Annotated in this window: 12 protein-coding genes; 3 read left to right on the top strand and 9 right to left on the bottom strand. The window is 50.4% G+C overall.

Annotated features, from left to right (window positions below; all coding sequences use genetic code 11):
- The first annotated feature begins 11 nt into the window (after positions 1-11).
- A complete protein-coding gene (locus tag AC5LIL_RS03670; RefSeq protein WP_499824941.1) occupies positions 12-2333 on the top strand; it encodes an ABC transporter permease in 2322 nt (773 codons plus the stop codon).
- Positions 2334-2417: 84 nt separating this feature from the next.
- Positions 2418-3143, top strand: coding sequence for a DUF4261 domain-containing protein (locus AC5LIL_RS03665; protein WP_214693859.1), 726 nt, complete (start codon positions 2418-2420; stop codon positions 3141-3143).
- 34 nt (positions 3144-3177) lie between these two features.
- Here AC5LIL_RS03665 and AC5LIL_RS03660 read toward each other — a convergent pair whose 3' ends face one another.
- The 6 genes from AC5LIL_RS03660 to AC5LIL_RS03635 all read right to left on the bottom strand — a co-directional run bounded on the left by AC5LIL_RS03660 (position 3178) and on the right by AC5LIL_RS03635 (position 6445).
- Positions 3178-3450 carry a GNAT family N-acetyltransferase gene (locus tag AC5LIL_RS03660; protein ID WP_214786035.1) on the bottom strand — a complete coding sequence of 91 codons (273 nt, stop codon included), beginning with the start codon at positions 3448-3450 and terminating at the stop codon, positions 3178-3180.
- Positions 3451-4344: a DUF5996 family protein gene (locus AC5LIL_RS03655; protein ID WP_499824940.1), complete on the bottom strand. Its 894-nt coding sequence runs from the start codon at positions 4342-4344 to the stop codon at positions 3451-3453. It lies immediately after the preceding gene.
- Between the two features lie 14 nt (positions 4345-4358).
- A complete protein-coding gene (locus AC5LIL_RS03650) occupies positions 4359-4760 on the bottom strand; it encodes a (4Fe-4S)-binding protein (protein WP_214693869.1) in 402 nt (133 codons plus the stop codon).
- A gap of 87 nt (positions 4761-4847) precedes the next feature.
- Complete coding sequence (locus tag AC5LIL_RS03645) at positions 4848-5174, bottom strand: thioredoxin family protein (RefSeq protein ID WP_074036441.1); 327 nt, start codon at positions 5172-5174, stop codon at positions 4848-4850.
- A gap of 19 nt (positions 5175-5193) precedes the next feature.
- Entirely contained in the window at positions 5194-6045 is an 852-nt protein-coding gene (locus tag AC5LIL_RS03640; protein WP_499824939.1) for a DegV family protein, read from the bottom strand.
- A gap of 193 nt (positions 6046-6238) precedes the next feature.
- Positions 6239-6445, bottom strand: coding sequence for a hypothetical protein (locus AC5LIL_RS03635; RefSeq protein ID WP_243834794.1), 207 nt, complete (start codon positions 6443-6445; stop codon positions 6239-6241).
- Positions 6446-6571: 126 nt separating this feature from the next.
- Between AC5LIL_RS03635 and tnpB the strand changes: the two genes are divergently transcribed.
- Positions 6572-7660: an IS200/IS605 family element RNA-guided endonuclease TnpB gene (tnpB, locus tag AC5LIL_RS03630; protein WP_499824938.1), complete on the top strand. Its 1089-nt coding sequence runs from the start codon at positions 6572-6574 to the stop codon at positions 7658-7660.
- 365 nt (positions 7661-8025) lie between these two features.
- Here tnpB and AC5LIL_RS03625 read toward each other — a convergent pair whose 3' ends face one another.
- From AC5LIL_RS03625 to AC5LIL_RS03615, 3 genes are all read right to left on the bottom strand, one after another.
- Positions 8026-9102, bottom strand: a complete 1077-nt coding sequence (locus AC5LIL_RS03625; protein ID WP_499824937.1) for a nitric oxide synthase oxygenase — start codon at positions 9100-9102, stop codon at positions 8026-8028.
- Between the two features lie 220 nt (positions 9103-9322).
- Positions 9323-12244 carry a type I pullulanase gene (gene pulA / locus AC5LIL_RS03620; RefSeq protein ID WP_214784133.1) on the bottom strand — a complete coding sequence of 974 codons (2922 nt, stop codon included), beginning with the start codon at positions 12242-12244 and terminating at the stop codon, positions 9323-9325.
- 175 nt (positions 12245-12419) lie between these two features.
- On the bottom strand, positions 12420-12989 hold the full coding sequence (locus tag AC5LIL_RS03615; RefSeq protein ID WP_339963199.1) for a hypothetical protein: 570 nt from the start codon (positions 12987-12989) through the stop codon (positions 12420-12422).
- Between the last annotated feature and the right edge of the window lie 36 nt (positions 12990-13025).

Below are 13025 nucleotides of genomic sequence, written 5' to 3'. Positions count from 1 at the left end.
GAGGTGGCGACATGCTATACAAAAACGTGTGGAAGACGCTCAGTAAGAAATGGATGCAACTGCTCGCCATCGCCATCATCATCGTCATGAGTTCACTCACGTACACGATGATGTTCTATGGAATTAGCGGAATCGAAGTTCCGACCGAAGAATACTTGGAGGAATCGAACCAAGAAGACTTCGCCATCGAGATGCTCAACCGGGTGACGGAAGAAGAATTACGTGACCCCGATGTTGCCGCACTCGCTGAAGCCGGAACGTTCACACTAGCCGACATCAAGCAGGCAGACGAGGAAGTCTTTAATCGTTTGATTGCGTCACGCATCGATGCGGTCGAACAAGAGATGCCAGAGGCGACGATTGAACTCCGTGACCTAAAAGCGATCACGTACACACTCGGTGACGCGGAACATCGCGGTCTCTTGCTAAAAGAATCCGATTCAATCAACCGTTCCTATGTAGAGGCGGGAGCAAGACCGAGCACGAACGACGAGGTCGCCCTGAACAAAAAGTATGCTGAAGAGAATGGAATTGAAATCGGGGACACGATCGACCTTGGCAGACCGTTCACCGTCAGCGGGTTCGTCCTCTTTCCGGACTATACCCTCCCCCTCTTCGACGACAATTTTTTCAATCTAGATCCCGGCTCCCAGACGCTCTTACTCATGACAGACGAATCGTTCGAATCGACCGTCGGACAAGAATCGTTCCGCCTCTCCGGTGTGACGGAACAGACGGTCATGACCGATCTCGACCTCCCGTTTGTCGTGTCTGTCATGGAGACGGAAAATATTATCCGTAGCGGTGCGATTTACAGTGAAATCTCTTCTGGGAAAGCGATGGCGCTCGGGCTCAGCCTCTTTATCGTCTCCATCGCCGTTATCATCGTCGCCATCCTGATCTCGAATATGCTTGAGGCGGAACGCGGTCAAATCGGACTGTTAAAGGCAATCGGATACAGTCGTCGACAAATCGCAGCACCTTATCTCATCCTCATCTTAATCTTCGCTTTCTTCATGCTGATCATCGGTTATTTCCTTGGTCTTTATTTCGCAGACCCGTTGAAAGAACTGTATCTCGATTTTTATCTCTTACCGTCCATCACCATCGCCCAGAGTCCGCTCGTCTTTTTGACGGCCGTATTTGCGCCACTGCTTTTCTTTGCACTCGTCGCAGGAGCGGTCATCTACAAGATCATGGGAGAAAGCGCCCTCGCCCTCTTATCGCCTCGGGACAATGTTTCCTTGAATCGCCTGAGTCGGCTCGTTAGTCGACTATTGAAACGCGCGAGCGGCAAGACGAAGTTCAAATACTTGTATGCGGTCAAGAGCACGGGAAGCTTCCTCATTTTCTTCCTCGGCATCTTGTTCTCGACCATCCTCATCGTCTTCGCCCTCATGATGAACGGGGCTGTCGATCGAATGACCGTGGGTGGTTTGAATGAAGCAGTGTATGAATACGAAGCCTATACGGACGGTTCACCGCCAATCGAAGACGGACAAGAGCCGTTCCTCACTTATCCGTTCGCATTTGTCGAAGAGAAATTGATTACGTTGAAAGGTTTAGAGATTGACAATACCTTGTTCCCGCTACGTAACGAAGATGGTGACACATTGACACTTGAACCCGACGGACTAATCGTCTCCTCGTCACTCGCCCTCAAACTCGGACTTGAAGTCGGTCAGGACATCGATGTCGAACTGAACGAGGAGACGCTGACCTATCCGATTGTCGGGATTGCCGATGAATTCTCTGGAGACTTCGCCTATTTGCCCCGGGCGACGCTAAGTGAACTGCTTACCGACGGCGCGACAGACGAGTTGTTCAATGGCATTTATGCGACGGAGCGCCCGAACGACTCAGACTATCCGACCATCCTGTCCCGTCAAGGGTTGATTGAACAATCCGAGTCCATCAATCAATATATGAACTTCATGATGAATGTCTTGATTGGTGGTGCGTCTCTCATCGCCTTCAGCATTCTATTCGTCCTGACGGCGCTGACGGTCGAGAAGAACTACTACGTCATTTCGTTATTGAAAGTCATGGGATACCAAAAACGGGAAGTCCGTTCGATGATTCTAAACAGCTACTTCATCTATGCGCTCGTCTCGGCCCTCTTGAGTATTCCGATCGCCTTGTTGACGCTTCGGGTCATCATCGTCGTATTCGCAGAAGATTACGGGCTTGTCCTCCCGCTTGAATTCGAATGGATTTATATCGTCTATACGCTCGGTGCGGTCGTTCTCCTCTTCTTCTTGAGCACGTTCGTCAGCCGACGGAAGATCGATCAAATCCCACTTCAGGAAGTATTGAAGACATATCAAGAATAATTTATGCCAAAATAGGGCATAATAAGAGATAGACCAGGCCTCTCCCGAGGAGGGGCCTGATTTTTGCAGAAAAGGATGATTGACATGAATCGTACACAAGTTATGCTCGCTATTCCCGGGAACTGGTCTTCCGCGGAAGGCGTGAACGAACAAATCAGTTTACATAGTGAAGGCTACACGATGGCCGGCTTATTGCTGCTCGAAGATGAGACGGGCAAAGCGTTCACCGTAGAAGTCGTGGAACGTGACCCGGCTCTTGCCGAGGCCATGATCCACGCGAGTTCTGGTGGATTCACACCGAAAGTCGCAAAAGGAATCGCCCGTCACACGCATGTCGTCTACTTGATTGTCGACGTCAACGATTTGACAGACGTCGCCGCCGCGCGTCGTGCCGCAAACGCTGTCTTGAATGCCGGTGGGGTCGGTGTCATGGTCGAGTCGGCTGGTGTTTCCTTCTCGAAAGACGAATGGCAAGAGTCAAAAGAAGAAGACCTTGCGCTTGACTACTCGCTATTGACGGCAATCACGGAAGAAGAGAACGCTTATATGTCTTGGGGAATGAAAGCGTTTGGACATGCGGACGTGGCCGTACCGATGACACTCGAAATCGAAGATGCCATCCATGTGATTCACTCGTTCAACTTCCACCTCATCTCAGGCGGGGCGATGTTCGGTGATGGCGACCATTTCGCATTCGAAGACGGACGTGCTTTCACGGTCGAGATGGGTGAAGACGAGCGGACGACAATCGACAACTTGTTGCATAACCCGTTCGGATTAATCTACCTCGTCCCGCAAGCAGCAGAATAACCAAATGGAGCGCCCGATGGCGCTCCATTTTTATTTATGTCGCCAACACGTCGTGATACTCCTCATGACGGTCGAACTGATTTTTTGTGAACGGACAGAGCGGGATGATCGTCTTCCCTTGCTCCCGTGCATATTCGACGACAGCGAGGACGAGCTTCTCCCCGATCCCTTGCCCTCTCAGGTCGTCACTGACATACGTATGGTCGACAATCAGTTTGTCGGGTCCCGTCGGTACGTAGTGCAGTTCTGCAGACGGTTCAGCCTCGTCTCCTACATAAAATGTGTTTTCTTTTTGTTTGATGTCCATTCACTCAGCACTCTCCTCCTCTAATTTTAGCGGGATGAAGAAATGATCACGCGTCGTCCAGTCCATCTCACGCATCAAGATATCGAACGAGGTGGACAAAAAGTCTTGGACGTGACCACTCGTCGCTTCATCAAGAGGTAAGAAAAATTCGCTCTTCTCCGCATCATAATAAGCCGCTTCCGGCTTCAACGTATCCGTCGGTAACGGTCTGAACAAAAACGGATACGGCAACACGAAATAACTCGGACGATCCGTCACGTCGTCTCCGAGCCAAAATCCGAATTCAATCAACTGTTCATCAAAGGCGACACGTTCGATTATTTTATCTTCCGGAAATGGATGTTCAATCGGATAGATGACAAGTGATGAGACATCAAACGTTCCCCAAAAGAGGGCCGGTTTGATTTTCCGACATCGCAACTTCGATAAATATGTCAGTTGTTCGTGCGCCGCCCGCTGAAACAGTCTCAATCCTTTCCGAGCATACGTCGCGTCATAGGCGAGCGGTGTCTCATCCGTATCGAGTAACCCTTTGAAGGCCATCTCTTGTGGTTTCGGATTGATGGTGATGTGTACCCCGTGTTCACGAAGGCGCGCGAACAAGTCATCATGATAAGACTTAATCGTTTTTCCAGCTTCAATCGGAATGGCGTCCGTCTGTTCCTCGACATGGACGACGAGGCAAGACGTCAATAGGTCCACATCAATCTGTAGCGCACGCTCTCCTTCAAATAACAACCCTGTCGTGAAACCTTGCACCGTGAGCGGCAACGAGACGTGCCCCCATTGCGGTTCTGGTGGTGCCAGTTTGAGCTTAATTTTTCCGAGAAGCTGCGAAATCAAGTGTAAGGTCAATTTCGTATCGTGCCATTCTGAATGCACTGGAATGTGCATCCCCCATCATCCTCTCATCCTTTACACGCACCACTATGGTCACAAATCGGACGTTTCCCAGATTGCCCGCATCCACATAGTGTCGCCCGGTAAGTCGAAATGACCTCATCGCCTTGATCGATTTGAAGATCACCCCGCACTTCGATTTGTTGCCAATCGTTTAATTTTACGGATGTCGGTACATCTGGTGTCTCCGCATCCCCTCCATCTTTTCGGACGAATTGGAGGGCACCGCTCGGACAACGTTCAATCACCGTCGCGACATCTGGCGCCTCGGCACCATCTGGTAAAATCCACGGTTTCCGTTGCGTATCAAACACTTCCGGTAGCCCACGTACACATTCTGCCGCATGTACGCAGAGCGACACGTCGTAGTACACATCAATCGATTCTCCCACGTATTGCTTGCCTCGCATCGAATCACCCCTTATGTGTTTGCGGGTCTTTACCCGTTCACTTACGAAAAAAACCCATCATCCTCTAAATCGGATGATGGGTTGATTTTAGGCTTGTCTCATTTCTTGCATGCGTTCGAGTTGATGTGTCAGTTCACCAATTGGGACGAATCGTGCCCGGCGTAGCATCTCTTTCCCGTTGATGAAAAAGAGGACGACCGGTACCGTGAAAATGGAGAAGGATCCCGCAACTTCCGGGACTTCGTCCGAATCCACCGCGACCGCCTCGATGTCAGGGAATTGATGAAGCATCTCTTCGATTTGAGGTTTCAGGGCATGACAGACACTGCATCCTGGATGTGATACGTAGACGAGCAGTTGTTCCGTGCTCGCAATCCGTTCATTCAATCCAGTCAAGGTTGTCATTGCTTCCATCTTACATTCCTCCTATTGATTAAGCGTCGAGCCACAAGACACCGACCGTCTCAAACCCGGCATGTACCGCGATGGATGGACAGAATCGTGTCCGTACCACTTCAAGACCCGGTAATTTCGACTCGATGAGCGCGACGAGGTCGTCTTGCATCTTCGGTGCGAGCGCCGTCTGGACGAACACTCGGTTATCCTTCACACCATTCTCCGCATGACGACGTTCGAGTTCGCCGACCATCTCCGCATAGGCTTTCTTCAACGAGCGTGCTTTTTTGAACGGAATGACTTTCCCCGTCTCATCGAGCGTGATGATCGGTTTAATGTTCAAAATGTTCGCAAGGAACAGTTCACCCGAAGAAACACGGCCACCGCGGCGCATCGTTTCCATGTTTCCGATAATCATGAAAAAGTTTTTCTTATCACGCCATGCCTCGAGCAATGCGACAATCTCTTCGACGGATTTGCCTTCTTGTTCAGCAGCCTTTCCGATTCGAACGAGCTCTTGTTGCGCTTCGAGCGCGGCGTGCGAGTCGATCGTATATACTTTGAAGTCAGCCGCCTCTGCCGCTGCTTTTGAGTTTTTCGCCGTGCTGCTCAACCCGTTCGAACAGTGGACGGCGATGGCGCAATCATACCCTTCTTCTTTCAAGCGTTCGTAGCGGCCGATGAAATCTCCGAAAATCGGTTGTGACGTCTTCGCTTCTTTCTTTTGGTCAATCATATACCGATGCAAGTCTTCAAGCGAGAGATTTGTTTCACTATAGCCGTTGCCATCCACAATCAATTGAATCGGGACGATATCTACACCGAGACGTGATGCCTCTTCTGGTGAGAAGTTGGCCATACTGTCGGTAATCCATGCGATTTTTGTCATAACTAAAAAGCCTCCAATGGTCGTTCATTTTTATCCAACCTCATTATACCTTATTTTCTATCCCTATTCCTAGCCGACCGAATGAGACGCAAAAACAGAGCGACACGCGGTCGCCCTGCTTCTTTTCACTTCGTCGAAATCAGTTTCGTATGGGCGAACTCGTCATGCGGCAACTCGAGATCTTTATTCGACTTCATCTGTGAAGCGCTCGAATGAGTGGAATCCCAAGCGTCGCCGGATAGACGACATCTTTATAAAGCGTCCGTTTGATGACCTGCTCAAGGGAGAGCGGGCGTCCGTCCGCACTCACGACTTTAACTAAATCAGGCGAGAATTCTCCCTCCTCTAAGCGTCTCGGGGCGAAGCCCAGCGTAGGGGGGAGATGAATCGCCCGATCCAAAACTCTTTTTCCCTGTGACAGATATGACGAACAGAAGTTCGTGATTCCGTCAGATTCTCCCTCCCCTTCCGCGGGTATCGGACGAGGAGGATACATCACGATCTTCTGAAGGGAGAAGGGACGGACATGCTGAAAGGCTACAAATACAGGCTCCACCCGACGCCTGCACAGGCCGAGTTCTTCATCAAGACGATCGGCTGCGCCCGGTTCATCTACAACAAGCTGCTCGAGGACCGCATCGCCATCCGCGAGGAGACGAAGGCGCGGAGCGGAACGAGACGGAAACCGGCGACACCCGCCTCCTATAAGCCCCTGTTCCCGTTCCTCGCCGAGGCGGACAGCCTCGCGCTCGCGAACGCGAAGCTGAACCTCGACACGGCGTTCGCGAAGTTCTTCGCCGGGACGGCCGGCTTCCCGACCTTCAAATCGAGACGGCGGTCGCGCGCCTCCTACACGACGAACAACCAGCACGGCACGATCCGCATCGAGGCGGGCAAGGTCCGTCTGCCGAAGGTCGGGTTCGTGCGGTTCACACAACATCGCCCGTTCGAGGGCGTCATCCGGTCGGCGACGGTGTCGATGACCAAGACAGGCAAGTTCTTTGTCTCCCTCCTTGTCGAACAGGACGATGAACCATGGATCCCAGCCGAGAACAAGGTCGGGATTGATCTTGGCCTGGAGCACTTCGCCGTCATGACGAACGACGCGATGGTCTCGGAGAAGATTGACAACCCCCGACTCCTCCGGAAGTCCGAAGCGAAGGTCAAGAAGGCGCAGCGAGCTTTGTCACGAAAGAAGATCGGAAGCAAGAATCGTGAAAAAGCCAAGTTACTTTTGGCCAAGAAACACGAAAAGATCGCCAACCAACGCAAGGACTTCCTTCACAAGCTGTCGAGACGGATCGTTGACGAGAACCAAGTCATCGTCGTGGAGACATTGAAGTCGAAGAACATGATGAAGGATCACAAGGTCGCGAAGTCTATTGGAGACGTAAGTTGGTACGAGTTCGTCCGTCAACTCGAGTACAAATCAAACTTCTACGGACGGACGCTCATCAAGGCGGATCCATGGTTCGCATCGACACAAATCTGTTCCACTTGCGGCGTAAAAGGCGAGAAGAAGGCGATGGATGTCCGTGAATGGACGTGTGCCTGTGGCGCGCATCATGACCGCGACATCAACGCGAGCATCAACCTGTTGATGTTGGCAAACTAAAACGAATTCCTTCAGGGTGGGAACCACCCGACGAGCTTGGTAAACAACCGTGGCTGGTAAAAGCACGGTCTTCCCAAGAAGCTCCCCCTTCAATTTGCGAAGCAAATAAGTGGCGAGTAGTTCACTCCCGACGACTCGGTCTCCGAGTGACTGACCGTTTTGGTACAGCATACAGTAAACCTCTCCGGCCATCGTCACAACGGTCGGCAAGTAATACCGCTTCACTTCCTTGTCGGGCCATACCTTTTTACGGATGGCCTTTTCAATCAATTTGGCCGGCGTCTGAAAGACGACTTGGTCGATTTGACCGGCGACGGCTCGTTTCCAAAGCGGGACTGCCACAGCAATCATCCTTTCTCTCGGTTCTAGCCTTTTATTTTCTCTTTTAACGGCTGACGAAACCCAGAGAACGGACATCCGCTTCGTGCGAACAAGTTCGGCGTTTTGATGATGTTGTCATAATGTTCATGAAAGACGTGCGTCGTCGCAGGCGATAGAGGGGGGATGAGCCAGCTCCACTGCCCTGTGACCTCACGCCCCGCTTCCCGTTCATTCTTTTCGAATCGTTTGAACTGTTTGGCGGCGGTATGATGATCAACGATTGTGACACCCGCTCGCTCGAACGACTGGAGGACGGCGATATTCAATTCAACGAGCGCGCGGTCCCGCCAGAGCGAGCGCTCTTTCGACGTGTCGAGCCCGAGCGAGCGGCCGACGAGCGGCAACAAGTCATAGCGATCGGTGTCTGCCAAGTTGCGGGCACCGATTTCTGTCTCCATGTACCATCCGTTGAACGGCACAGACGTAAAACGGAGACCGCCGATTTCAAGTTCCATGTCGGCGATGGCCGGAATGGCATGCCATTTAATCGGGCGCCCATCAAACAAGTCAAACTCCTCGTGAACGATGTCGACTTCGAGCACGGCATCACTCGGTAAGTCATATAGACGAACGTTCTGACCGTCCGTAATCATGAGCGGCAAAAGATCAAACGGAGTGCCGGTCCCGACCCATCCGAGTTGTTCGGCCCGTTTCGTCATCGGCACGGACATCGGGTCCCCGATGATTCCGTCCGGTGTCTCATATCCGGCATACCGAATCAGCTGCGTGTTCAACAGTTTGAACTCGTTCGGAAGGACCGTCATCGTCGAGCGGATTTTCCCACCATTTGTAGAGAAGTGAAGATGCTCCACAAGCCGAGCGTAGACGTCATCAAACGTTTTCGCATCCCGGGCATCGATCACATGAAGTGTCTGCCAAAACAATCGTCCGATGCAACGGTTCGAGTTCCGCCACGCTACTTTCGCGCCTTCGCACAACTCCTCCGTCGTCAACGAATACGTACCCGTGCGTTCAATTTCTTGTTCGATTTCTCGCAAACGTTCGGAAGGGTCGTCTTGCCACTGTCGCATCCACTCGCTCGCTTGTTCATACAAATTCATGTCTTAAGTCTCCTCATTTATTCTCTCTTCTCCATCTTAGAGAAAAGGAGACCTTCGTTTCAACTATCCGTTCTCGCACATGACAGGTTAGACTCACATTCACTCTTCCTAAAAATCTTTTTACGAAAAGTTGAAATGACCAATTTCGAAACAACATTCATCTGTCGTCTGCAATTTCCCCATACGAAAACCCCACTCTTTTACAAGTGGGGTCAATGAATTAGTTACGTTCGAGGACAAACGTATGGTATGCAGGGACTGTGACTCTGCCCGTCGTACGTTTGATCGTCTTCGTTCCAGCGCGGTCCCCGTCGACAATCACGTTCCACGTTCCTTTTGGAAGTTTCACGGATACAGCGTTCGGGTTTGCGTTATGTGTGATGTACAAGTCGTTCTTTTGTCCTGGTGCGTCTTCATCAATCAAGTACGTGATGACGTTCGCCTCAGACTTGTAGAATTTCAAGAAGCGCTTCACATCAGTCGCTTTCGTCATGCGGAGTCCAGGGTTGGCTTTGCGCATCTCAATCAAGCCTTTCATGTATTGGACATCCGCCTTACGGTCGGCTGCCCGTTTCCAGTCGAGCTGGTTGATTGAGTCCGGTGATTTGTACGAGTTATGGTCGCCGTCTTTCGTACGCATGAACTCCTGGCCAGCGTGAAGGAATGTCGTACCTTGGCTCGTCAACAAAATGCTTGAAGCGAGACGATGCATGTCGGTACGCACTTCTTCAGAAGCTTCCGGATTCGTCAGTTCTAACTTGTCCCAAAGCGTATGATTGTCGTGTGCTTCGACATATGTGATCGCTTGCGTCGGTTCTTTCGTGAAGCCTTTGATCATGTCGTTATACGTGATTTCACCGACGATTCCTGTCTTCACGCGGTTCTCCATGCCTTCTTTTCCGTTGATGAAGCCATTGTCTTCATCATAGAAGACGCTACCTTTCAATCCATCACGGATGTTGTCATTAAAGTGAGCAACACCAGGCATGTCGTAGGCGTTCTTTTGATTCGCTTTGAGTTCGGCGTCAAGTGGCGTGCCGAGATCCCAGCCTTCACCGAAGACGAGAATTGATTTGTCGACTTTATTCAATTCTGCACGAACTTTGTTCATTGTATCGACATCGTGGATTCCCATCAAGTCGAAGCGGAAGCCGTCCCAATGGTATTCTTTTGCCCAGTAGACGACTGAATCGACGATGAGTTTTTGCATCATCGCACGCTCAGACGCTGTATCGTTCCCGACACCTGTTCCGTTTGCGAAGTCGCCACCTGCCGTATAACGGTAGTAGTAACCCGGTACGATTTTGTGAAGGTTAGATGCTTGCGCGTCGAACATGTGGTTATAGACAACGTCCATGACGGCACGTAAGTTGTTGTCATGTAGCCCTTGAATCATTTCTTTCATCTGACTGATCCGCACTTTGGCATCGTACGGGTTTGTCGAATACGATCCTTCTGGTGCATTGTAGTTTTTCGGGTCGTAGCCCCAGTTATATGTCGCCGTCGGGTTCGTTTCGTCGACAGAAGCCGTGTTATAGTCATAGACCGGGATGAACTGGACGTGTGTCACGCCAAGGTCTTTGACGTGGTCGAGTCCCGTCTTCGTCGCTGTCTTCTTCCCGTTCTCGATCAAGCGAGTTCCTGGTTGAACGACACCGAGGTATTTGCCTTTATGGCGGATTCCTGAATCATATGTGTTCGATGTGACATCAAAAATCGAGAAGTCACGGACGTGTGTCTCATAGATGATGGCGTCCGTTGCATTTTTCAACTTCGGCTTCATCGAGTTCCAACGTTTCGGATCTGTTTCTTTCAAGTCGACGATGACACCTTGGTCACCGTTCACACCGACAGCTGTCGCATACGGATCGACCGCACGGACTTTCCCTGTCGCATGTGTCACTTGATACGTATACCCGACACCGTCGAGGTCGCCGCGTACTTCAGCCACCCACGTGCCACGTTCCCCACGTTTCATCTGGATGACTTTTTTCAAGTCTTTGTCGTTCGCTGGTCGGTCTTTCGGCATGTTCCATAGCTCGAGCTCGACTTGCTGAGCGGTCGGTGCCCAAAGAACAAATTGAGTTTTTGATTTTTGGTACGTGATGCCGAGTTTTCCATTATAGGCATACTTCGCATCAAACTCTTTTGAACGAAGTACTTTTCCTGCTTGAAGCGTCTGTTCACCAAACTCAGGATGTGAGGCTTTGATGACTTTTGCTAAATCGATATCTTCTTTGAATTCGATTGTGACTGACTTGTCACCAGCCTTTGTGATTGAAGCGACAGTTGCACCATCTACCGTCACTTCATCGATGAACGCATCTGTAATGACGCGGTTCGTCGTGAGCGTTGCTTGGCGGAACGTGTCCGCCGAGAATGAGACGAGTTTCGGTGAGCGATCGATTTCAGGCTCTGAATAGTAAATTGTCGAATCTCCTTCAACGAGCCAAATTTCTTTCGCTGAACCAAGAACGAAGCGGTCTTCTCCGTCTTTCTCCGTCCATTCTCCTTTTTTCGTGATCAAGCCCATAAGTTTTTTCGACTCTGGGTTGGCGAGCTTGACGTTCGCCACGCCACCGAATGCATCCGTCTCGTCAAACGCGATGTTCTGACCATCGCCACCGTCCGGCCAAGTCCAAAGGCCCCAGTCCGTGTATGTATTGTCGTAACGGAAATAATGAACTTTCATATCGATTTCCGTTGAAGCCGTCTCCCCGTCCGGGTTTGACGTATAAATCTTCGGATCACCTGACTTGATCCACACTTCTGCGACACCATCTTGAATCATGTCGCTCGTGATGAAGCGGTCGTTCTCTGACCCTTTATCTTTATCCCAGTTGTCCGTTCGAACGATGAGACCAATTTTTTCAGGTGAATCGACCGGGAATTCGTAAGCCGCCACCTTTCCGAATGCATCTTCCCCATTAAATGTGAATCCTTTGTTCGGGAAGTAATCTGGGCCATTCGCCCAAAGCCATAAGTTCCAATCCTTTTCGTTATCCGGCGCCTCTTGATAATGGACGACGACGAGTGTCGACTTCCCTTTATCTAAAGCGGACGTCGGCATCGGAAACATTGACAGAATTAGTGCAAACGTTAGCACAACTGCCCATACGGGTTTCCATTGCTTTTTGACCATGAGGGTCCCTCCTTGTAGCACTATTTTGAGAAAACGCTTACACAAAAATTGTAAACGGTTTCCTTTAGCGAAGCAACGTTATTTTAGAAAAGAGTCAATTGGCATCATTCTTCTTACAGATTGTCTAAGGACAATGAACTAAAAAGACGGATGTTGCTCCTTATGGCACAATCCGTCAAAGTTTATTCCATTCCTCGAGTGACTCCAAATACCACCGATAGCTTATCTTGATTTCTTCATCTGTCAAATCGGCTGGCAAAAGCGAACGTGGCACGAGACCTGTGAACTTGGCACCTCCGACATGAGCAAAAATATAAGAGCCGACTTGCTCCGACATGTATCTCGTCAAAAAGCCGGTCACATACTTTCCATCCTTGCTCTCGAAGACGATGTCGAGTCGACGTCCTTCCTGTTCATCGATGATCAACTGGTTGTATCGCCGGTGTTCTTCGTCCTTATGCTTATACACCGTCCCACGTCTTGCGTTGTCATCAATCTCCCACTGATGATTTTTTCTCTCTTTCGCCGTGAAGATTTTCTCGAGTATTCTTGGGTCATCAATCGTTAAGCAACAAAAGATATGTTCATACGACAGTTGATCGTCGTTCACTAAGTCCATGATGTCCGTCTTCGGGATGATTCTTGCCTTATAGCGCACCATCACACGCCGGACGACTTCTTCCTTATCAAAAATGAGCCACTGCTTCCGACGTTCAAACTTTTCATGTAGCATCTTATAATTCATACGACTCACCTCACGTTTCAGCATATCAAAATACGA

It is taken from the genome of Exiguobacterium sp. RM11, from assembly GCF_059821525.1.
The sequence above is the reverse complement of the archived record's forward strand: the minus strand, read 5'-3'. Positions and strand labels throughout refer to the sequence as shown.

Excerpts from the sequence above, each read along its gene's own strand:
- AC5LIL_RS03640 (WP_499824939.1), bottom strand. The coding sequence starts at position 6,045 with ATGACAAAAATCGCATGGATTACCGACAGTATGGCCAACTTCTCACCA.
- AC5LIL_RS03670 (WP_499824941.1), top strand. The coding sequence starts at position 12 with ATGCTATACAAAAACGTGTGGAAGACGCTCAGTAAGAAATGGATGCAA.
- AC5LIL_RS03650 (WP_214693869.1), bottom strand. The coding sequence starts at position 4,760 with ATGCGAGGCAAGCAATACGTGGGAGAATCGATTGATGTGTACTACGAC.
- AC5LIL_RS03645 (WP_074036441.1), bottom strand. The coding sequence starts at position 5,174 with ATGGAAGCAATGACAACCTTGACTGGATTGAATGAACGGATTGCGAGC.
- tnpB (WP_499824938.1), top strand. The coding sequence starts at position 6,572 with ATGCTGAAAGGCTACAAATACAGGCTCCACCCGACGCCTGCACAGGCC.
- AC5LIL_RS03660 (WP_214786035.1), bottom strand. The coding sequence starts at position 3,450 with ATGGACATCAAACAAAAAGAAAACACATTTTATGTAGGAGACGAGGCT.
- AC5LIL_RS03625 (WP_499824937.1), bottom strand. The coding sequence starts at position 9,102 with ATGAATTTGTATGAACAAGCGAGCGAGTGGATGCGACAGTGGCAAGAC.
- pulA (WP_214784133.1), bottom strand. The coding sequence starts at position 12,244 with ATGGTCAAAAAGCAATGGAAACCCGTATGGGCAGTTGTGCTAACGTTT.
- AC5LIL_RS03615 (WP_339963199.1), bottom strand. The coding sequence starts at position 12,989 with ATGAATTATAAGATGCTACATGAAAAGTTTGAACGTCGGAAGCAGTGG.
- AC5LIL_RS03655 (WP_499824940.1), bottom strand. The coding sequence starts at position 4,344 with ATGCACATTCCAGTGCATTCAGAATGGCACGATACGAAATTGACCTTA.
- AC5LIL_RS03665 (WP_214693859.1), top strand. The coding sequence starts at position 2,418 with ATGAATCGTACACAAGTTATGCTCGCTATTCCCGGGAACTGGTCTTCC.